Below are 21,277 nucleotides of genomic sequence, written 5' to 3' on the forward strand. Positions count from 1 at the left end.
GTTGTTGATAGGCTACTTACAATCGGGAGTATCGATTATATGGGGGATTACAGTATGTCATTTGAAGTTTTTGAAAAATTAGAGTCAAAAGTACAACAAGCACTAGATACCATCACATTATTACAGATGGAAATTGAAGAGCTAAAAGAGAAAAATGATGCACTGAATCAAGAAGTGCAGGGCGCAAGAGAATCAAGAGAAGCTTTGGTTCGTGAAAACGAAGAGCTGAAACAAGAGCAATCAAGCTGGCAAGAGCGTTTACGTGCTCTGCTAGGAAAAATGGAAGACGTACAATAATCGTCCACCGTTTTCACCAGTTAAAAACAAAGCCACTGATAAAGTGGCTTTTGTCGCTTTATGCGTTATCTTTGTTAATAAGAGAATGGTCTATTATTCTTCTAATAAATTATCATCTAAATCGTCATCATCTAAGCCTAAAGGCTCTTCAGATAAGATAATGCCAGTATTATCAGCATAAAGGTAATCACCAGAGAAGAAAGTAACACCACCAAAGTTTACGCGGATATCACTGTCGCCGATGCCGTCACTTGGGCAACCTGCAGGAATGGCAGCCATCGCTTGAATGCCTAAATCAAGCTCAGATAAAGCGTCCACTTGGCGTACTGCACCATAAACAACAATACCTTCCCATTCGTTGAGTACCGCCAGTTGCGCCAATTCAGCGTCGACTAGCGCTTTGCGGACAGAGCCTCCGCCATCAACTAATAGAATACGATCTTTACCGTTTTCTTCTAGTAAGTCATAAAGCAGACCATTATCTTCAAAACATTTGACAGTGGTAATTTGTCCACCAAAAGAGCTACGACCACCAAAGTTTGAGAAAAGCGGTTCTACGACATTGATATCTTCTTGATAGATATCACAGAGTTCAGAAGTATCATATTTCATAGGATTTACGTCAGGTTGCCTCAGGAAAGTCCAGTATATCCCTTAACAGGGGGTGTTGGCAAAAGACTCACTGACAATTCAGTGAGTCAAATCAACAATAGCGGTAAATTACTCTAAAACTAAACCTAAAGAAAAAAGAATATTGGTTAACAGCGCCGCTTTGACCATATGTTCAAGCAGTGGTCGCATGGCTTCGCCACTAAGATCGGCATTAACGCGTTTAATATGCAGTAATAGCATGGGAACGGCTAATAAAAATAGCCACGCCGTCCAATGGTGCATATAAATCAGGGTGAACACAATCAAACAGATAATGGCTATGGCAATCACGCAGGTGTGGTAAATCCGTGAGCCAGAAGCCCCCAAACGCACCGCCAAGGTATTTTTACCGGCTTGAATGTCGTTTTCAAGATCACGCATATTGTTAATGTTAAGTACTGCGACCGAGAGCAGTCCGCAGGCGGTGGCAGGCAGTAGTGTCACAATATTAAAAGCATTAGCTTGCAAATAATAAGTGCCAATCACACTTAGCCAGCCAAAGAAAATTAATACCGAAATATCGCCCAATCCCATATAGCCATAAGGGCGTTTCCCTACGGTATAGGTAATGGCAGCCACGATAGCCAATAAGCCCATCACTAAAAAGCCAATAGCATCTTCGGGTTTTTTACAGGCGACAATTATCAAGGCGATACCTGAAACACAGGAGATAATTACATTGATAATTAAGGCTTTTTTCATTTGAACAGGGGTGATCACCCCTTTTTGCATTCCACGCAGTGGCCCTAATCGCTCTTCAGTATCTGTCCCTTTAACGGCATCACCATAGTCATTCGCTAAGTTAGAGAGAATTTGTAGTGTGCCAGCAGTTAAAATCGCCAGTAATGCAATAGGTAGCTCAAAATGACCCGTCCAATACGCTAAGGCGGAGCCTGTCACAATAGCAATTAACCCTAAAGGTAGGGTTTTGGGTCGTAAACTTTCAAGCCAGGCTTGTGTCCGGCTAATGGAATGTTGAGCGCTCATGCTGAAATTCAATACTCATGTTCGTTGTTATTATAAAAATAAGAATGGGAGGCAAGCCTCCCACGTTAATATTGCTGATTAAGGATCGCATAAGTTGATTATAAAATAAATCGACTCAGATCTTCATCTGCTACAAGCTCATCCAGATGCTGTTTCACATATTCTGCATCAATAAGAATAGTTTCGCCTTGACGTTCACTCGCATCATAGGAAATTTCTTCCATTAAACGCTCTAATACCGTATGTAGACGACGTGCACCAATGTTTTCAGTGGTTTCATTTACACGCCAAGCAGATTCGGCAATTTTGCGAATACCGTCTTGGCTAAAGTTAATGCTTACCCCTTCGGTAGCCATTAAAGCTTGATACTGTTTTGTTAATGATGCATTTGGCTCAGTAAGGATACGCTCAAAATCTTCTGCAGTCAGTGCTTGTAGTTCAACACGAATAGGCAGACGGCCTTGTAACTCAGGAATTAAGTCAGAAGGACTAGAGACTTGGAATGCGCCTGAGGCAATAAACAGAATATGGTCTGTTTTCACCATACCGTGCTTAGTGGATACGGTGCAACCTTCTACCAGTGGTAATAGGTCACGTTGTACACCTTCACGAGAAACATCAGGGCCAGAGCTTTGACCACCACGTTTACAGATTTTATCTACTTCATCAATAAACACGATACCATGTTGCTCAACTGCATCGATGGCTTGTTGTTTTAACTCTTCAGGATTAACCAGTTTAGCGGCTTCTTCTTCGACAATCAGTTTAAACGCTTCTTTGATTTTCATCTTACGCGCTTTTTGCTTTTGTCCCGCTAAATTTTGGAACATGGATTGTAATTGATTAGTCATCTCTTCCATGCCTGGAGGTGCCATAATTTCAACACCCATTGGGGTAGCCGCTAATTCAATTTCAATCTCTTTGTCGTCTAATTGGCCTTCACGGAGTTTCTTACGGAACGCTTGGCGCGCTGCTGAAGGCTCTGAGGATGATGCCGATTCTGTGACTCCCCAGTTATTTTTTGCTGGTGGGATCAGTACATCAAGAATACGCTCTTCTGCCATTTCTTCAGCACGGTAACGATTTTTTTCAATCGCTTGGCTACGTACCATTTTAACAGCAGAATCAGTTAAATCGCGGATAATAGAATCGACTTCTTTACCTACATAACCCACTTCAGTGAATTTTGTGGCTTCGACTTTGATAAAAGGTGCATTGGCTAATTTTGCTAAACGACGTGCAATTTCAGTTTTACCTACCCCTGTAGGTCCAATCATCAAAATATTTTTTGGGGTTACTTCATGACGCAGCGCTTCATCAAGCTGCATGCGACGCCAGCGGTTACGCAGTGCAATAGCAACCGCACGTTTGGCCTTATCTTGACCAATAATAAATCTGTCGAGTTCGCTGGTAATTTCGCGAGGAGTCATTTCGGACATGCTCTCAAATCCTTACTCTTTTGAAGAGATTTCTTCAAAGTTGACATTATGGTTGGTGTAGATGCAGATATCACCGGCAATATTCAGTGCTTTTTCCGCAATTTCGCGTGCACTTAGATCGGTGTTTTCTAACATCGCTCTCGCCGCTGCTTGTGCATAAGGGCCACCAGAACCAATAGCAATCAGATCGTTTTCTGGCTGCACAACATCACCGTTACCGGTGATAATCAAAGATGTTGTTTCGTCTGCCACAGCCAGTAATGCTTCTAGTTTGCGTAACATTCTGTCTGTACGCCAATCTTTCGCAAGTTCAACAGCGGCTTTAGTTAAATGGCCTTGATGGAGCTCTAATTTACGCTCAAAAAGTTCAAAAAGCGTGAAAGCATCAGCAGTGCCGCCGGCAAATCCCGCAATCACTTTGTCGTTATAAAGACGGCGTACTTTGCGAACATTGCCTTTCATGACGGTATTACCCATCGTCGCCTGTCCATCACCACCGATTACGACTTGGCCATTACGGCGAACACTTACGATTGTAGTCATGAGTCAGCCCCTGGTTTATCAATAAAAAGAAGTGGGTTGTGCTTTAATATCAGAAAAAACACAGCCCATTATGTGAATTAGATTTATAGGTGGGGGAGAAATTTTATTTTTCAACCCCCCGCAGTACGAAGAATACAACCTGATACACCTGCGCCTGCAGCTTGACGGCTTAGCGTATTGGCTTGCTCTTTATTAAATGGGCCAGATAAAACGCGGATCCAGCCGTCATTTCCTTTGGTCACACGGCTTTCGATACCGGAAAATGCTAAGGTTGCGCGTACAGATTCGGCTTGTTCATTGGTTTTAAATGAACCGCATTGGACTAAAAAGCGCGCTTCAGTCGTCGCAGGTTTTGGTGTCGTTATCGCAGGTGCAGGCTCCTGTTTTACCGGTGCTGAAGGTTGCGAGGGTTGTACCGAAGGTGCGGTAGTTGTCGGTGGGGTAATGACAACCTGTGAACGTGGTACTTCACCGTTATAAGGCACTTCTGGTAACTCTACCGCCGGTTGACGTTTATCCGCTTCAATTTGTTGTAAAAAACGTAATTGCTCCGGTGAAAGTGTCGCTTTCGGATTAATCTGGCTCCCTGAAGAGGTCGCTGGTGGCTGTAATGGGTTCCCCACCTGTCGATTCTCGAGCTCTTTGATATATTGCCAACGCTCTTGCGGTTTAGGTGGTAAGTTGTTAGTTGGTTGTTGCCCTGCACTTGATGACGTTGGTTCGACAACCTCTTTTTTATTATGGGTAATAAAATAGAGGCCGCCAACAAATAGCGCCACAAGCGCAATTGCTACAATAAGTGTGGTTAAAGGCAACCCACTGGCCGCCTTTTTACCTTTGCCTTTCGTTGTCTTTTTACGACGAGCAGATGACTGTCCTCGTCCCACATAGTCTCGTTGTGCCACAGTTCGATTCGCTGATAATTAAATGAATAGGTATCACAACCGATATGTTACTTAACATAGTGTCTTTTGCCTAGCTTTTAAGCCGACAGACACTTTCTCTTACTATTAACTCACAATCTAATAGGCGAGAGCCGGGTGCAACAGGTCTACCTTGTAACTGATCAAGCAGTAACAACATGGATTGACGACCAATTTGGTAACGTGGCTGTTCCATGGTGGTTAATGCAGGCTCGCTATAGCGCGTAATATCAAGGTTATCGAAGCCAATCACAGAGAGATCGTCAGGTAATTGTAAGCCAAGTTTTTTAGCCTGCCACATCACACCAATCGCCATAATATCGCTATGACAAAATACCGCTGTCGGTGGTTCAGGTAACGAAATTAACTTTTTCAGACTTTCTGCACCGCTTTCGTGGGTAAAATCACCTCTAATAATATAATCTTCGCGTAGAGGGACACCGGTTCTACGCATAGCTTGAATATAACCTTGTAAGCGATAACGACATAGTGGCATATCTTCAGGGCCAGTAATACAGGCAATACGCTTATGTCCCATCTGTTGTAGATAGTGGGTGGCTCTAAAAGAAGCAGTCAAATTATCAATATGAACGGTTGGCAATTCAAGCTCTGGCGCAAATTCATTTGCCATGATCATAGGAGGAAGATTTTTTTGCTCTTCTTTAGAAACATCAAAAGGGATATGAGAGCCAAGCAGTAACATGCCGTCAATCTGCTTAGTAATAATTAAATTAATAAAGGCATTTTCATGTTTTTGTTGGTGTTTGCAGTCACCAATTAATACGAGATAGCCGTGTTGAGCTGCGGTTTCTTCAATGCCACATACAACATCTGTAAAAAAGGGATCACTGATGTTAGGGACGATCACGAGGATCGTTTTTGACTCGTTACGTTTCAGGTTTTTTGACAAATTATGTGGGTAATAACCCACGTCAAGAACAGCTTGCTCAACTTTTTGACGGGTTTGTGAGGATACTTTTTCTGGATTCATTAATGTGCGTGACACCGTGGCTGTTGACACGCCAGCAGCAAAAGCAACATCTTTCATTGTTGCTTGTGCGCTCTCTTTATTATTCTGTTGCAAACCCCATACCTCCGTACTGATGGTTTGGTTAAACGATTGCTTTTTTGTTGCAAAAAAACCGTCGTTGTCCAAAATACAAAGATGCGACGGTTTTTTAATTCAAGAAATATTCTAAATTGTTATTTTACCCACTTTTTGAATAGATACTGTTACCTAGTTTGCATAAAAAGTGTGATACCAATCGTTTTTATGAGGTAGTTCGCAAAATTGATAAATAGTTTTGAATTATAAGTGCGCTAAATATCAGTAGGCTTAGCAATCTGTTGGATCAACATCAATATTCCATTTCACTTTTTTACTCTCAGGAAGCGCCACTATCTGAGGATAAGTAACAGACATTAACTTTTGTAAATAACCCCTTGAAGGATGTTGCAATAATAGTTGCCAACGGAAATTTCCTCCTCGTTTTGCCTGAATGGCCGGAATGGGGCCCATCACCCATAAATGACTATCTCTCATCGGGTGTTGCTCGAAGAACTGTTTAAGCTGGCGTAAAAACTGGGGGGCTTTTTGGTTATTATGATCTTCAGAGCGGATCATAATATGGCTGGAATAAGGGGGTAAAAAGGTTGCTTGTCGCTCTTGTAACGCCTCTTTAGTAAAAGCATCATAGCCTTTTTCTAACAGCGTTAATAATAGTGGGTGATCGGGTTGGTGAGTTTGTAAATAGACGGCACCTTGTTTCCCGGCTCTTCCTGCACGACCTGATACTTGAGTATAAAGCTGAGCAAAACGTTCAGCAGCACGAAAGTCACTAGAAAATAAAGCACCATCAACATCAAGTAGCGCCACCAGCGTAACGTCTGGGAAGTGGTGACCTTTAGCCAACATCTGTGTGCCAATTAGAATACGTGATCCACCTTGATAGATGTCTTCTAGTTGTTGCTCTAATGCTCCTTTACGACTGGTGGTATCTTTATCAATACGGGTGATCGGGGTATTAGGAAATAACTCGCCAATGCCTTGTTCAAGTTGTTCTGTGCCCAATCCTACTGGCATTAAATTAGTTGAACCACATTGAGGGCATTGTGATGGAATACGACGTTGGCTATCACACTGGTGGCAACGTAGCATGCCGTGTTTTTGATGTAAGGTATAATAGTGATCACAGCGAGGGCATTCGGCAATCCAACCACACTCATGGCAGAGTAACGCAGGCGCAAAGCCACGGCGATTTAAAAACAACATCACTTGATTTCCGGCATTAAGATGCTCTTTTATGGCTTTAATGAGTGTTGGAGAGAGTCCGGTTGTGAGCGGTTGCCCTTTTAGGTCGATTAAATGCTCTGTGGCAGGTTTAGCATTTCCCGCCCGTTGCGTTAACGTCAGTTGTTGATATTTTTTTTGTGCAACGTTATAGCTGGTTTCAATCGATGGGGTGGCAGTGCCCATCACGATAGGAATATTTTCTTGCTTGGCGCGAAAGACCGCTAAATCCCGTGCATGGTAACGCCAGCCATCTTGTTGCTTATAAGAGCCATCATGCTCTTCATCAATAATAATAATCCCTAATTGCTGAAAAGGGGTGAGCAATGCCGAGCGCGTACCGATAATAATGGCATTATCTCCCCGTTTCGCTCGTAGCCATACCGCAAGGCGTTCCGTATCGTTGAGTCCGGAGTGAAGAACATCGACGGGGGCATTAAAACGTGCTTTAAAACGGCGAATGGTTTGTGGGGTCAAACCTATTTCAGGGACTAAGATCAGTGCCTGTTTACCTTGAGCGAGAATAGTTTCAAGTACACTGAGATACACTTCTGTTTTACCAGAGCCGGTGATCCCCAATAATAACCAAGGCGAAAATTGGTCTGCTTGTGCCGTGATAGCACCAACAGCAACCGCCTGTTCGGCATTAAGTTTAAATCGTTCGCCTTGTACGGCAAAAGTGCTTTGCCACTGTATAGGGGCGGGTTGAATAGGACGTAAATCCGCTAATGCTTTCTTTTTTAAGTTATTTAGTGTCGCTGTTGTAATTTCATATTCATCTAACTGGTGGCGATACAAAGGGGCACGGCGTAGTGCCGCTAAAGCTTGTTGTTGCTTTTTAGCGCTTTTTAGACTGTTAAGATCAAGCGCTTCTCCCTCTTGAGTGGCATACCATTGCCATAAGGGCGTAAATTCAGCCGGTTTCCCTTGTCGTAGTAGAATTGGCATCGCATGAAAGAGAACTTCACCTAAAGGATAATGATAATAAGCACTTGCCCAATTAAGCATATCCCATAAGATCCCCGGAAACAGAGTCTCTGTATCAAGTACTTCTTCAATAGGTTTCAGTTTTTCAATGGGAAACTCACTGTGTGAACTAAAACCTTTAACAATACCGATAGAGCGACGCTGTTTGCCAAAGGGAACGACCACGCGACAACCTATTGTTGGCATGGCACAACCTTCTGGAAGCAGGTAGTCAAAGGAAGAAAACAGTGGTACAGGTAATATTACCTGAACTATAGTCATATCAGGGTTTCCGAGTGTTTTAGCGAAAAGATAGTATTAAGAATATCACAAAAAGTGTGCAGATTTCATTGCGCGTTTGGCGGATATTCTGTATGATCCGCCCCCTTTGGTAGATAAAATACCAAACAATTTAATTCAATCAACACGACGTGTGGTGTTCGGCTGAGGGCTGAATAGCGACACGGCCTTAGCAGAGGTTTTCCATGAAAAAAGATATTCATCCTAAATACGAAGAAATTACTGCAACTTGTTCTTGCGGTAACGTTATGAAAATCAACTCCACAGCAGGCCACAACCTGAATCTGGACGTTTGTGATAAATGCCACCCATTCTATACTGGTAAACAACGTGATGTTGCAACCGGTGGTCGTGTTGATCTGTTCAACAAACGTTTCAAAATCCCAGGCAGCAAATAAGATATTTGTTACCACAACTTTTCAGGTAACACTGAAAACGTGTAGGGAAAACGGAATTGAAGAAAGCCCAAAGTATTTGCTTTGGGCTTTTTGTTATTGTGTATCGTCCAAATTATGGTCACTTTGTATCACACTTTAACCGCTTGATCTTTTATTATTGATAGTAAGCTTTCCCTATCTCTATTCATCACCTAGCATGACCTCCCAATGATAAAATAACATATCGAATATACCTCAAAGCGATAGCGCCCTTTTGTATGCATTTTTTATGTAATATCGTCGCCAATGTTCGCGCTTTTAATAGTGACAAGACAGATCACAGCTGATAAATTATCTATTCATAATCCTATTCATTTATCTATTCATTAACCTATTTATAAGTAGCTAATATCATGACACAACGAGCAGAAGTCATACGAAAAATACTACGTAATGGACCTGAGCCAGCAAGGCAACTAGCTAATATTATGAATATTAGTCAGCCAACCCTGTCGAGGGCATTAAAAATGTTGTCTAATGATATTGTTCAAATTGGCTCGGGTCGTTCTATTCAATATGCTTTACGTGATGGTTCGCGTGGCTTCAACTCTGTACCCATTTATCGCATAAATGAAGAAGGTAAAATTAAATTGTTGGGTAAATTGACACCAGTTTATCCAGCCGGTTTTGTTATGGAGCAGGTTGATAATGTCAATCGGTATAGCGAAGGATTGCCGTGGTGGTTATTTGATATGCGTCCACAAGGGTATCTTGGATGTGCTTATGCTGCGACTTATTCCGCTGAGTTGGGTTTACCACATAATCCAGACAGTTGGTCTGACACAGATATTATCAGAGCTTTAATTGCTCACGGTCATGATGCAGTGGGAAATTTGTTAATAGGGGAACAGGCAAAAAAACATTTTTTGGCGATGCCGATACCTGCTGTGGTTGCTCGTTCAACAACTTACCCAACATTAGCTCGAGCGGTTAGTTCAGGGGAAGATCCTGGCTCATCCGCAGGTGGCGAACAACCCAAATTTTGTACCTATACCGATAGAGGCCATGTCATCGTTAAATTTACGGCTTCTGACAATAATGCTATCAGCGAGCGTTGGCGTGATCTCCTGCAAGCTGAGCATCTTGCCTTAAAGGTGCTAGGCGTTGAAACAGAAATTTTTGATTTTGAAGGGCAACGTTTTCTTGAAATACCGCGTTTTGACCGTGTAGGTGCTCTAGGTCGTGTCGGACTTTTTTCTTTACAAGCATTAGATGCACAGTTTGTCGGGCGAGCAAGAGAGCCATGGCCTGTGTTAGTTGATGCGTTAATTGAGCAAAAACAGGTTCAGCCTGATGCCTCGGTAAGTACAATGCGACGTTGGGCATTTGGTATGTTGATTGGAAATACTGACATGCACCATGGCAATTTATCGTTTATTAGTCTCCATGGCCGACCATATGCGCTTGCGCCTGCTTACGATATTCTACCAATGGGATTTGCGCCTAAAGTAGGAGGAGAAATAGTCAACACACTGCGACCGGCGACATTACTTGATGGGATCAGCCGTGAAATTTGGCGGGAGAGTTTAGCACTCGCAGAGCAGTTTTATACTTTGCTTACTCATTGTCATGCTCTTTCTGACAATTTTTCTCCCTGCCTTAACGCGTTACGCAATCATCTGGATGAAGCGAGTTCGCGTATCTCTCGTCTAGAGTAATGCATAAATTGAAGCCCAAAGTGTTGGCTTTGGGCTTCTGGTTATATTTTTGCTATCAAAAATAATTTCTGATCAATATTCCCAAGTCTCGGGATCAACACCCCGCTGGCGCATTATTTCTTTTGCCTCTTCAGGGATTTCATCGTTACGCTCTTTGCGTAAGTCTTCATCATTGGGGAGAGGCTGTCCGGTAAATGCGTGTAAAAATGCTTCACACAATAATTCACTATTGGTGGCATGTTTTAGGTTATTGACCTGACGACGAGTGCGCTCATCTGTCAAAATTTTTAGCACTTTCAATGGGATTGAAACTGTAATTTTTTTGACTTGTTCGCTTTTTTTACCATGCTCAGCGTAAGGGCTGATATATTCACCGTTCCATTCAGCCATGGATTACCTTAATTAATATCATTTAGTTGAAGCCAGTTTAGGGTTGATGCCCTATTCTGACGAGCCATGCCAGTTTATCATGACTTTTCTAAAACCACCGACTGTTACTGGCTAAAGGTGTGAGAAAAAGCAATAGTTACCTGGCGATATCCTTAATATTTATATTATTCCATTTGTTGGTCTATCCGTAAAGGAGTTTAGATGTCTAGATGTATTGACGTCTTGGTGTCTAATTGGATATGCTGTAAGAGACTTTTCCACTTAGCGCTGTAACAAGGTGTCTGTATGACGAAGAAAACCGCAACCATTGCCATTCACAATGGGCTTAATGAAGATAAGCAATATGGCTGTGTTGTACCGCCAATCTATCTTTCTAGCACCTATAATTTCTTAGCATTTAATCAACCTCGTGAACATGATTACTCTCGTCGGGGCAATCCCTCGCGCGATATGGTGCAAAATGCGTTAGCAGAGCTTGAAGGTGGGGTGGGAGCGGTTGTTACTAGCAGTGGGATGTCAGCAATTCATTTAATTTGTACGACTTTTTTAAAACCGGGTGATGTCATTGTGGCGCCCCATGATTGTTATGGGGGCAGTTATCGTCTGTTTAATAGTCAGCAGCAACGTGGTGCTTATCGTGTGGTATTTGTTGATCAAAACGATGAGCAAGCGTTACAACAGGCGTTGGCATTAGCACCAAAAATAGTATTTATTGAAACACCCAGTAATCCACTATTGCGCATCACTGATATTGAGAAAATAAGCCAATTAGCTCACCAAGTTGGGGCGTTGGTGGTGGCGGATAACACCTTTATGAGCCCGGTATTGCAAAAGCCATTGGCTTTAGGGGCTGATTTAGTGGTGCATTCTTGCACTAAGTATCTTAATGGGCATTCTGATCTTGTCGCGGGTGTTGTGATTAGTCAGTGTAGGAAACAGCTTGAGGATTTAAGCTGGTGGGCAAATAATATTGGTGTTACTGCTGGGGCGTTTGATAGTTATTTGTTATTACGAGGGATCAGAACCTTAGTACCACGAATTCGATTACAACAAGAAAATACTCAAGCATTGGTGGCTTATCTACAAACACAACCCTTAGTGGATAAAATTTATTACCCAGCACTAGAACATCATGTCGGTCACGCGATAGCGAAAAAACAGCAACAAGGTTTTGGTGCGATGTTAAGTTTTGAGTTAAAAGGGGGGATTGAAGCAATTAAATCCTTTTTATCTCATTTAACACTCTTTACACTGGCAGAGTCTTTAGGTGGTGTAGAAACATTAATTTGTCATCCGGCGACCATGACACACGCAGGAATGTCTGAAGAAGCGAGAAAAACCGCTGGGATCAGTAACGCTTTATTGCGCATTTCCGTGGGGATTGAGGATAGTCTGGATCTCATCAACGATTTACAAAATGCGTTTAATGCAGCAACGAAAAGGTAACCATGGATCATGAGCGTAGTGGCGATTAAACAACAGGCGCAACCAACTTGCCGTCAGTTACATAAATTCGGTGGTAGCAGTCTTGCAGACATAAAATGTTATCAGCGAGTCGTGAATATCATGACAAATTATAGCCAACCTAATGATTTAATGGTGGTTTCTGCAGCAGGCTCGACAACAAATCAGCTGATTAACTGGTTAAAACTGAGTCAAAGTGATCGTATTTCTGCCCATCAAGCTCAGCAAGAATTACGTCGTTATCAGCTATCCTTGATTGAAGGATTATTATCAAAAGAGCATGCACAAGCTCTTTCACAGGCCTTTATTGCTGATTTAGAAAGACTAAGTTACTTACTTGATAAGCCGATAACGGATGCAACTTATGCTGAAGTCGTTGGTCATGGTGAAATTTGGTCAGCGAGATTAATGGCAAGCTTATTAACGGAGCAGGGTTTACCTAGTGTGTGGTTAGATGCGCGAGAGTTTTTATGTGCAGAGCGCGCCGCACAGCCTCAAGTTAATGAAGCCTTATCGCGTCCTTTGTTACAATCACTGCTGGCTAAATATCCTCAATGTCGCTTTGTGGTAACGGGTTTTATTAGTCGTAATCAACAGGGTGAGACGGTGCTATTAGGCCGTAATGGTAGTGACTACTCAGCGACCCAAGTAGGTGCTTTAGCGGATGTGGGTAAAGTGACCATTTGGAGCGATGTTGCAGGGGTTTATAGTGCCGATCCCCGAAAAGTGAAAGATGCCTGTTTGCTACCGTTATTACGTTTAGATGAGGCGAGCGAGCTGGCAAGATTAGCGGCACCTGTTTTGCATACACGCACACTACAACCCGTCTCAGGGAGCAATATCGATTTACAATTACGTTGCAGTTACCAACCAGAGCAGGGTTCAACTCGAATTGAACGGGTATTAGCATCTGGCACAGGGGCAAAAATTGTCACTAGCCATGATGATGTTTGTTTAATTGAGCTTCAATTAGCCGCACATCAAAATTTTGAACAAATCGCTAAAGAAGTGGATGCATTACTTCAGCGGGTACAAATTCGTCCACTGGCAACAGGTATTGATAGAGATAGTCAGTTGCTACAGTTGTGTTATACCAGTGAAGTCGCTAATAGTGCGTTAGATGTTCTGCAAGATGCGGCCTTACCGGGTAAATTACATCTGCGAGAAGGCTTTTCTCTTGTTGCTTTAGTTGGCGCCGGGGTATGTAAAAATCCACTCCATTGCCACCGTTTCTACCAACAACTTAAAGATCAACCGGTAGAGTTTATTTGGCACGCGGAAGATAACATCAGTTTAGTTGCGGTATTACGTAACTATACGGCTTCATTATTGCAAGGTTTACATCAAACATTATTCAGAGCAGAAAAACAGATTGGTTTAGTGCTGTTTGGTAAAGGGAATATTGGCTCACGTTGGTTAGAGCTGTTTGCTCGTGAACAGGAGCCATTATCTGCGCGTAGTGATTTTGAATTTATTCTGGCGGGGGTGGTAGATAGCCGTCGCAGCCTACTAGATCACCAAGGTATTGATCCTAGTCGCGCACTGGCCTTTTTTGATGATGAAGCAACAGTGCATAGTGAAGAGTCGCTTCATTTATGGATGAGATCGCATCCTTTTGATGATTTAGTGGTGGTCGATATTACTGCTAATGAAGAGCTTGCCGCCTGTTATGAAGATTTTGCCAGCTATGGCTTTCATGTGATTAGTGCGAATAAAATCGCTGGCTCAGCATCAAGTTTACGCTATCGCGCAACTCGTGATGCCTTCTCTAAAACAGGACGCCACTGGTTATATAATGCGACAGTTGGTGCGGGATTACCTATTAATCATACGGTACGTGATCTACGTGAAAGCGGTGATACGATTTTATCTATCAGTGGTATTTTCTCCGGCACATTGTCATGGCTATTTTTACAATTTGATGGCAGCGTACCTTTTAGTGATTTGGTAGAACAAGCATGGCAACAAGGCCTAACCGAGCCTGATCCGCGTATCGACTTATCAGGACAAGATGTGATGCGCAAATTGATTATTTTAGCCCGTGAAGCTGGCTATGATATTGAACCTGAGCAAGTCCGTGTTGAATCGCTGGTTCCTGCTCAAGCGCAAAGTGGATCATTAGAAGCCTTCTTTGAAAATAGCAGTGTGATTAATGAACAAATGGCACAACGTTTAGTGGCTGCCAATGAGATGGATATGGTACTGCGTTATATTGCGCGGTTTGATGCTAACGGCAAAGCGAAGGTTGGGGTTGAAGCGGTGAGAAAAGATCATCCTTTGGCATCACTATTACCGGGGGATAACCTATTTGCTATTGAAAGCCGTTGGTATCGTGACAACCCATTAGTCATTAGAGGTCCTGGTGCTGGACGTGATGTGACTGCGGGGGCTATTCAGTCTGATCTCAATCGCCTTTCTCAACTATTGTAAAAGACTATTTTCTTTTTAATCAAAACTATCAGTGATTTTTTTATTGCTGATAGTTTTCTGTGTATTTTTTTCTCTTCTATACTGAAAAAGATGATGATTAATTGTGTAGATAGAGAGGAAATATGAATAGAATTGTTGAAAAATGGATGTATCGCTCTCGTTGGTTATTTGCACCTGTCTATATTGGCTTATCTCTTGGATTGTTGGCATTAACGATTAAGTTTTTTCAGTCAATGTACGAGATCTTACCCAATATATTTGCCTTATCTGAAGCTGATTTAGTTTTACGTTTATTATCGCTAATTGATTTGGCATTAGTGGGGGGGTTATTGATAATGGTTATTTTCTCAGGTTATGAGAATTTTATTACCAATATGGAAATCGAAGGCGCGAAGGATAAACTCTCTTGGTTAGGTAACATGGATGCAGAATCGCTGAAAAATAAAGTTGCTGCTTCTATTGTTGCTATCTCTTCTATTCATTTGTTAGGGGTGTTTATGGACTTAAAAAATATCCCTGATAACAAGTTATTATGGTATGTGGTGCTACATCTGACTTTTGTTTTTTCTGCTTTTGTGATGGGCTATTTAGAGAAGATCTCTAAACGAAGTAAGCGAGCAAATAAAGCCAATCAAGGGTGATAAAATGAGAGCTACAGCACGTCGTTATTTTTAACCTTGGCTATACTTAAATCATCTCTAGTCACAAAGGAGCGATTAATGTCAAAAATTGAAAAACATGTTGATCAGCTAAAAGATAAAGCGACGGAGGTGAAGCATCGGACAGAAGAAAAATTATCTGAAGTTGCCCACGATTTAAAACATGGTGCATCTGATCTTAAAGAAAACGTAGAAAAAAAGATTGATTCATTGAAAAAGTGAATGTGCTATTTGTTAACACAAGGCGCTGCATAGTCAGCGCCTTTTCTATTTAAGAAGTATCGATAGGGTGAAGTTGGAGAAAAAATACCAGACAATTTATCAATATTAAAAAAATTCATCTAAATATTTCACCAGATAAATTTTCACTTATTTCCCCCTTTCTAGTAAAAAACGCTTCTTAGACGATAAGAAACAAAAAAATGTCCTTATTATGGTTAATATTGAGCAAAAACAACGTCGATATTAGCCATTCTTATAACACTAAAGCCGTAATTGAATTTCAGAAAATTCCCCCAAAACGCTTATTTTCTGATATGAATAGTAGGCTATAAGTAAAAAGCAGTGTGGCTTATCACAAAAATCACAATAAAGTCACATAAAAAATGAAAATTAATTACACAACTGGAAGGACATGACTTTTTCTTAGTAAAAAGTATGTTGTTACCGACACAAAGCCAAGGTCAGGAGTCTTATGAATCAACAATATTCTGCTATGCGTAGTAATGTCAGCATGCTTGGCAAACTACTCGGCGACACGATAAAAGAGGCACTCGGTGAAGAAATTTTAGATAAAGTGGAATCTATCCGAAAGTTATCTAAGTCATCACGAGCAGGTAATGAAGTTCAGCGACAAAAGCTACTATTAACCTTACAAAATCTCTCTAATGATGAGTTATTACCTGTTGCTAGAGCATTCAACCAATTCTTAAACCTGACTAATGTAGCAGAGCAATACCATAGCATTTCTCCTCATGGCGAGGCGGCAAGTAATCCTGTGGCATTGGCTAAATTAATTGAACGGCTGAAAGATAAAAATTTTACTAATCAGCAACTCAAACAAGCCGTTGAACAAATTTCGATTGAATTAGTCTTAACGGCTCATCCAACGGAAATTGCTCGCCGTACGCTTATTCATAAGCTAGTGGAAGTCAATACTTGCTTATCTCAGCTTGATCATGATGATCTTGCCGATTATGAACGTACCAATATTATGCGCCGTTTACGCCAATTGGTTGCGCAATCGTGGCATACCGATGAGATCAGAAAAATTCGCCCAACCCCTATTGATGAAGCGAAATGGGGCTTTGCGGTGGTCGAAAATAGCTTATGGGAAGGTGTGCCTGCTTTCTTACGTGAATTTAATGAACAGTTAGAAGAGTCTATTGACTACAATTTACCGGTAGAAGCTTCTCCTATTCGCTTTACTTCATGGATGGGGGGAGATCGTGATGGTAACCCAAATGTTACCGCTGAAATTACCCGTCATGCATTATTACTTAGTCGCTGGAAAGCCGCCGATCTATTTTTAAATGATATTCAGGTGCTCGTTTCTGAGCTGTCTATGACAGAAAGCACACCAGAATTACGCGAATTAGCGGGCGGTGCCGATGTTGCCGAGCCTTATCGTGAAATAGCCAAACAATTACGCACTCGCTTACAAGTGACTCGTGATTATTTGGAACAACGTATCAAAGGTCAGCAATCATTACCTCCTGAAGGCTTACTGATTGATAATTCAGCACTTTGGGAACCTTTGTATGCTTGTTACCAATCACTGCATCAGTGTGGTATGCGCATTATTGCCAATGGACAGTTATTAGATACTTTGCGCCGTATCCGTTGTTTTGGATTACAGCTGGTGCGACTCGATATTCGCCAAGAAAGCACTAATCATACCGAAGCGCTGTCTGAATTAACGCAATATTTAGAGCTTGGTGATTATGCTAGTTGGTCTGAAGAGCAAAAACAGACGTTTTTACTGACAGAACTTAACTCTAAACGCCCATTGATCCCTACTCATTGGCAACCGAGTGAAGCAACTAAAGAGGTATTTGAAACCTGTCGGGTAATTGCTGAGTCACCAAAAGATTCTATTGCTTCTTATGTGATTTCCATGGCGAAAGTCCCTTCGGATGTATTAGCCGTTAAACTATTACTAAAAGAAGCAGGGGCAGATATTCGTTTACCGGTAGCACCATTATTTGAAACGTTAGAAGACTTAAATAACGCAGAAAGTGTGATGACCCGTCTGTTTGATATTCCGTGGTATCGCGATTTAATTGATAACAAACAGATGGTAATGATTGGTTATTCTGACTCAGCGAAAGATGCGGGTGTGATGGCGGCATCGTGGGCGCAATATCGAGCACAGGATGCTTTAATTAAGTTATGTGAGAAATCTGGCGTGACATTAACGCTATTTCATGGCCGTGGAGGCACTATCGGCCGTGGAGGTGCGCCGGCACATGCTGCATTATTATCACAACCACCGGGTAGTTTAAAAGGTGGGTTGCGGGTGACAGAGCAAGGGGAGATGATCCGCTTTAAATTTGGCTTACCGCAAGTGACTATCAGTAGTTTGGCTCATTATGCTGGTGCGATTTTAGAAGCTAATTTATTGCCTCCTCCAGAGCCAAAAACAGCTTGGATTGAGGTTATGGATGCTTTATCTGATGTATCTTGCGAGATGTATCGTGGCTATGTCAGAGGCGAAAAAGATTTTGTGCCTTATTTCCGTGCAGCGACGCCAGAAGGTGAATTAGGTAAATTACCATTAGGCTCTCGACCAGCTAAACGTCGTCCAACAGGAGGCGTTGAAACATTGCGTGCTATTCCGTGGATCTTCGCTTGGACTCAGAACCGTTTAATGTTACCCGCATGGTTAGGGGCCGGTGCTGCTTTACAGCATGAGATAGATAACGGAAAACAAGCCGTATTGGATGATATGTGTGAGAATTGGCCTTTCTTTAATACTCGTATTGCTATGCTAGAGATGGTGTATGCAAAAGCGGATCTATGGCTTGCGGAGTATTACGATCAGCGTTTAGTCGAAGAAAATTTATGGCCATTAGGGGCGAAATTACGTCAACAACTCTCTGATGATATTAAGAGTGTATTAGCGATTTCCAAAGATGAGCATTTAATGGCGGACTTACCGTGGGTTGCTGAATCTATCGCATTGCGTAATGTTTATACTGATCCACTTAACGTCTTACAGGCAGAGCTATTGCAACGCTCTCGTACTCATAGCGAGTCTGATCCACGTATTGAACAAGCGTTGATGGTGACTATCGCAGGTATTGCAGCGGGTATGCGTAATACCGGCTAGTGGTCGCAATTGGGTTATTCTATTAGTAAAACAGCGCTAAATTTAGCGCTGTTTTTTTATCTTTTTTTCCAACGGTGCCAATAAAGAACGCAATAAACACGGCAAATAAACCAACGTTGATGCCAATTTTGGGCGCCTTTATTAAGGGCTGGAAAGAGGTGATAAGTCCTAAATTGCTGTGCAATGATGGTTTGGTTTTTTGTATCACAGCGTTTACGAAAAAGAATAAAGAAACTGCCAAATTCACGTAGTGCTTGTTGGCGCAACGCGTTGGCTAATAGTGGTTGATGTTGTTTATCTGCAAGCTGCAAGAGTTGTATAACAATTTGCAAATAACTTTGTGCGCGTTTGGCTTCTTTTTGTGGATTAGGTTTACGCGTAATAGAGTTAGGATTAGCGCAATAGTAATAAAGAGGTTGATCATCAAAGCCGATACGTTGAGTGACCAGTGCAAGTTGTGTCGTCCACAAAATATCTTCATGATAAAGGCCATCAATAAAGCGTAGGTGATGTTTTTTGATTATTTCGTGGCGAATAAATTGTAACCAAACAAAATGTGGCCATTGATGTTGCGTAACGGCATGGATCACCCACTCTTGGCCGCTGATCACTTGTTGATAAGGTTGACGTTGATGGATGGTAGTTTGATGCTTTTGCGGATTATGTACATCATAGCGTTCACCATTGCCAATTAATACATCGATATGTTGTTCGCAGGCTAATTGATGCCAATGTGCGAGTAATTGAGGTTTAATAAAATCATCGCTATCAAAAAAGACTATCCAATCACCTTGAGCATATTTTAAGCCAGTATTTCTCGCGCTAGATAACCCTTGGTTAGTTTGGTGATAAAGGTGAAAACGATTATCTTGTTGGCAATAGAGCATAGCGATGTCAACACTATTATCCGTTGAGCCATCATTTATAATGATCACTTCAAAGTCGTGAAAGGTTTGGCAAAGTAGGCTCTCTAATAATCGCGTAATGCGAGATGCCTCATTAAACATAGGAACGATAACAGAAATAATCGGTGTTTTCACAATAGCCCGCCAAGGATTGAGAGATAATATCGCGCTATTTTACCTTTTTTTGGCCTCTTCATAAGACGCAATTGCAGTTACTCGTGCTTTGGCGTGATCAACAATTGGCTGTGGATAATCGAGGTAGTGACCTGTTTTGATTGCCCATTCAGAAGGAGTATGGATATCGCGATCTGGGACATCAGCAAGCTCTGGTAGCCAGTGGCGGATAAACTCACCATCAGGATCAAACTTACGTCCTTGGGTGGTCGGATTAAAAATACGAAAATAAGGCACAGCATCAGTGCCTGTTGATGCTGCCCATTGCCAGCCACCATTATTTGACGCGAAATCACCATCAATTAATTGTGACATAAAATAATTTTCCCCCCAGCGCCAATCAATTAATAGATCTTTGACTAAAAAACTTGCCGTCAGCATACGTAAGCGATTGTGCATCCAGCCGGTTTGATTCAGTTGTCGCATCGCGGCATCAATAATAGGAAAGCCTGTTAAGCCCTGTGTCCAAGCGGTAAATTCAGTTTGGTCATTACGCCAGCGAATATTTTCTGTCCATGGTTGAAAAGCTATCTGTTTGGATAAACTCGGGTTAGCAACTATTAGATGTTGATAAAACTCGCGCCAAACTAACTCATTAAACCAAACAAATGCACTGGAATGGTTATTTTCTAAGAAATCAGGCTCTGTTTGGTAAAGGCGATTAAAACATTGGCGCACAGACACTAGGCCTATGGCAAGATAAGGGGATAATTGACTGGTTCCATCAATAGCAGGAATATCTCGCCATTTTGCATAATGTATCACCCTTTCATAGCAGAACTGTTTTAAACGCTGTAACGCTGCTTGTTCGCTTGCTGGGAACATCTTGGTTGATGATATTGGTAGTGCAAAAAGTGGTGCACTTAACGGTGAAACGGCTTTTTGGTGTGCTCTTATTTCGGGGGCTGGTAATGAAGCATTATCTTGCGACAGAAATAGCCGTAAAAATGCGGTTCTAAAAGGAGTAAAGACTTTGTACATCTCTCCTTGTTGGGTCACGACATTCCCCGGTGGCACAAAAACGTTATCGTGGTAACAATAAACCGTGGTGTTATGGGCGAGTAATTCCATTACTTTTTTATCACGGTTTTGCTCATTAAGCGCATATTGATGATTAAAAAATAGCGCAGTGACCTGATGTTGCTGACAATAATCCACAATACTTTGTGCCGCATCAGCATATGTATCACTGATGATAAGTGTCAGTGGAATATTTAATTTAGCTAGCGCATGGGAAAGATTAAGCAATGCATCATGAATAAACGCCTGCTGTGATAAAGCCATATGATGGGCTTTCCACTGTGCAGGCGTGACGGTAAAAATGGCATGCACCTGCGCCTGTGTATTTTGGCAAGCATAAAAGAGCGCTTTATTATCGGTCACTCTTAGATCATGACGGAACCAAACTAAATGAACAGGCGCTGAGTGCATGT

18 protein-coding genes are annotated in these 21,277 nt (G+C 41.9%); 8 read left to right on the plus strand and 10 right to left on the minus strand.

Features of this window, described 5'->3' with window-relative positions; genetic code table 11:
* Positions 1 to 54: 54 nt before the first annotated feature.
* Positions 55 to 297, plus strand: a complete 243-nt coding sequence (gene zapB, locus ACYUCW_RS03735; protein ID WP_012368679.1) for a cell division protein ZapB — start codon at positions 55 to 57, stop codon at positions 295 to 297.
* Positions 298 to 390: 93 nt separating this feature from the next.
* Here zapB and rraA read toward each other — a convergent pair whose 3' ends face one another.
* The 7 genes from rraA to priA all read right to left on the minus strand — a co-directional run bounded on the left by rraA (position 391) and on the right by priA (position 8,378).
* On the minus strand, positions 391 to 909 hold the full coding sequence (rraA, locus tag ACYUCW_RS03740) for a ribonuclease E activity regulator RraA (RefSeq protein ID WP_049210416.1): 519 nt from the start codon (positions 907 to 909) through the stop codon (positions 391 to 393).
* A gap of 108 nt (positions 910 to 1,017) precedes the next feature.
* Positions 1,018 to 1,935 carry a 1,4-dihydroxy-2-naphthoate polyprenyltransferase gene (locus ACYUCW_RS03745; protein ID WP_017827017.1) on the minus strand — a complete coding sequence of 306 codons (918 nt, stop codon included), beginning with the start codon at positions 1,933 to 1,935 and terminating at the stop codon, positions 1,018 to 1,020.
* 98 nt (positions 1,936 to 2,033) lie between these two features.
* Positions 2,034 to 3,374 carry an HslU--HslV peptidase ATPase subunit gene (hslU, locus tag ACYUCW_RS03750; RefSeq protein ID WP_460408218.1) on the minus strand — a complete coding sequence of 447 codons (1,341 nt, stop codon included), beginning with the start codon at positions 3,372 to 3,374 and terminating at the stop codon, positions 2,034 to 2,036.
* A gap of 12 nt (positions 3,375 to 3,386) precedes the next feature.
* Positions 3,387 to 3,917, minus strand: coding sequence for an ATP-dependent protease subunit HslV (hslV, locus tag ACYUCW_RS03755; RefSeq protein WP_004246416.1), 531 nt, complete (start codon positions 3,915 to 3,917; stop codon positions 3,387 to 3,389).
* A gap of 110 nt (positions 3,918 to 4,027) precedes the next feature.
* The gene (gene ftsN, locus ACYUCW_RS03760) at positions 4,028 to 4,822 is read right to left on the minus strand and encodes a cell division protein FtsN (RefSeq protein WP_004246415.1); all 795 of its coding nucleotides are present in this window, start codon (positions 4,820 to 4,822) and stop codon (positions 4,028 to 4,030) included.
* 70 nt (positions 4,823 to 4,892) lie between these two features.
* Positions 4,893 to 5,924, minus strand: coding sequence for a DNA-binding transcriptional regulator CytR (gene cytR / locus ACYUCW_RS03765; protein WP_004249710.1), 1,032 nt, complete (start codon positions 5,922 to 5,924; stop codon positions 4,893 to 4,895).
* A 252-nt stretch (positions 5,925 to 6,176) separates the two neighbouring features.
* Positions 6,177 to 8,378: a primosomal protein N' gene (gene priA, locus ACYUCW_RS03770; RefSeq protein ID WP_004249709.1), complete on the minus strand. Its 2,202-nt coding sequence runs from the start codon at positions 8,376 to 8,378 to the stop codon at positions 6,177 to 6,179.
* Positions 8,379 to 8,581: 203 nt separating this feature from the next.
* Here priA and rpmE point away from each other — a divergent pair, with 203 nt between their 5' ends.
* Positions 8,582 to 8,794 carry a 50S ribosomal protein L31 gene (rpmE, locus tag ACYUCW_RS03775; RefSeq protein ID WP_004246411.1) on the plus strand — a complete coding sequence of 71 codons (213 nt, stop codon included), beginning with the start codon at positions 8,582 to 8,584 and terminating at the stop codon, positions 8,792 to 8,794.
* A 392-nt stretch (positions 8,795 to 9,186) separates the two neighbouring features.
* Positions 9,187 to 10,491: a type II toxin-antitoxin system HipA family toxin YjjJ gene (gene yjjJ / locus ACYUCW_RS03780; RefSeq protein WP_163748296.1), complete on the plus strand. Its 1,305-nt coding sequence runs from the start codon at positions 9,187 to 9,189 to the stop codon at positions 10,489 to 10,491.
* A gap of 72 nt (positions 10,492 to 10,563) precedes the next feature.
* On the opposite strand, the gene metJ is transcribed toward yjjJ, so the two are convergent.
* Positions 10,564 to 10,881: a met regulon transcriptional regulator MetJ gene (gene metJ / locus ACYUCW_RS03785; RefSeq protein WP_004246409.1), complete on the minus strand. Its 318-nt coding sequence runs from the start codon at positions 10,879 to 10,881 to the stop codon at positions 10,564 to 10,566.
* Positions 10,882 to 11,166: 285 nt separating this feature from the next.
* Between metJ and metB the strand changes: the two genes are divergently transcribed.
* The 5 genes from metB (at position 11,167) to ppc (ending at position 18,765) form a co-directional block, all read left to right on the plus strand.
* Positions 11,167 to 12,327, plus strand: coding sequence for a cystathionine gamma-synthase (gene metB / locus ACYUCW_RS03790; RefSeq protein ID WP_004249706.1), 1,161 nt, complete (start codon positions 11,167 to 11,169; stop codon positions 12,325 to 12,327).
* A gap of 9 nt (positions 12,328 to 12,336) precedes the next feature.
* Positions 12,337 to 14,775, plus strand: a complete 2,439-nt coding sequence (locus ACYUCW_RS03795) for a bifunctional aspartate kinase/homoserine dehydrogenase II (protein ID WP_460408219.1) — start codon at positions 12,337 to 12,339, stop codon at positions 14,773 to 14,775.
* 122 nt (positions 14,776 to 14,897) lie between these two features.
* Positions 14,898 to 15,416: a TIGR00645 family protein gene (locus ACYUCW_RS03800; protein ID WP_004246405.1), complete on the plus strand. Its 519-nt coding sequence runs from the start codon at positions 14,898 to 14,900 to the stop codon at positions 15,414 to 15,416.
* A 78-nt stretch (positions 15,417 to 15,494) separates the two neighbouring features.
* Positions 15,495 to 15,656 (plus strand): hypothetical protein, encoded by a 162-nt coding sequence (locus ACYUCW_RS03805; RefSeq protein WP_004246404.1) that lies wholly within the window; start codon positions 15,495 to 15,497, stop codon positions 15,654 to 15,656.
* A 472-nt stretch (positions 15,657 to 16,128) separates the two neighbouring features.
* A complete protein-coding gene (ppc, locus tag ACYUCW_RS03810; protein WP_004246402.1) occupies positions 16,129 to 18,765 on the plus strand; it encodes a phosphoenolpyruvate carboxylase in 2,637 nt (878 codons plus the stop codon).
* Positions 18,766 to 18,821: 56 nt separating this feature from the next.
* Here the strand turns inward: ppc and ACYUCW_RS03815 are convergent, their stop codons facing one another.
* Positions 18,822 to 19,805, minus strand: a complete 984-nt coding sequence (locus ACYUCW_RS03815) for a glycosyltransferase (protein ID WP_004249704.1) — start codon at positions 19,803 to 19,805, stop codon at positions 18,822 to 18,824.
* A 39-nt stretch (positions 19,806 to 19,844) separates the two neighbouring features.
* Positions 19,845 to 21,275 (minus strand): deoxyribodipyrimidine photo-lyase, encoded by a 1,431-nt coding sequence (gene phrB, locus ACYUCW_RS03820; protein WP_017827019.1) that lies wholly within the window; start codon positions 21,273 to 21,275, stop codon positions 19,845 to 19,847.
* Positions 21,276 to 21,277: the final 2 nt, after the last annotated feature.

The organism is Proteus sp. MB838 (assembly GCF_054767435.1).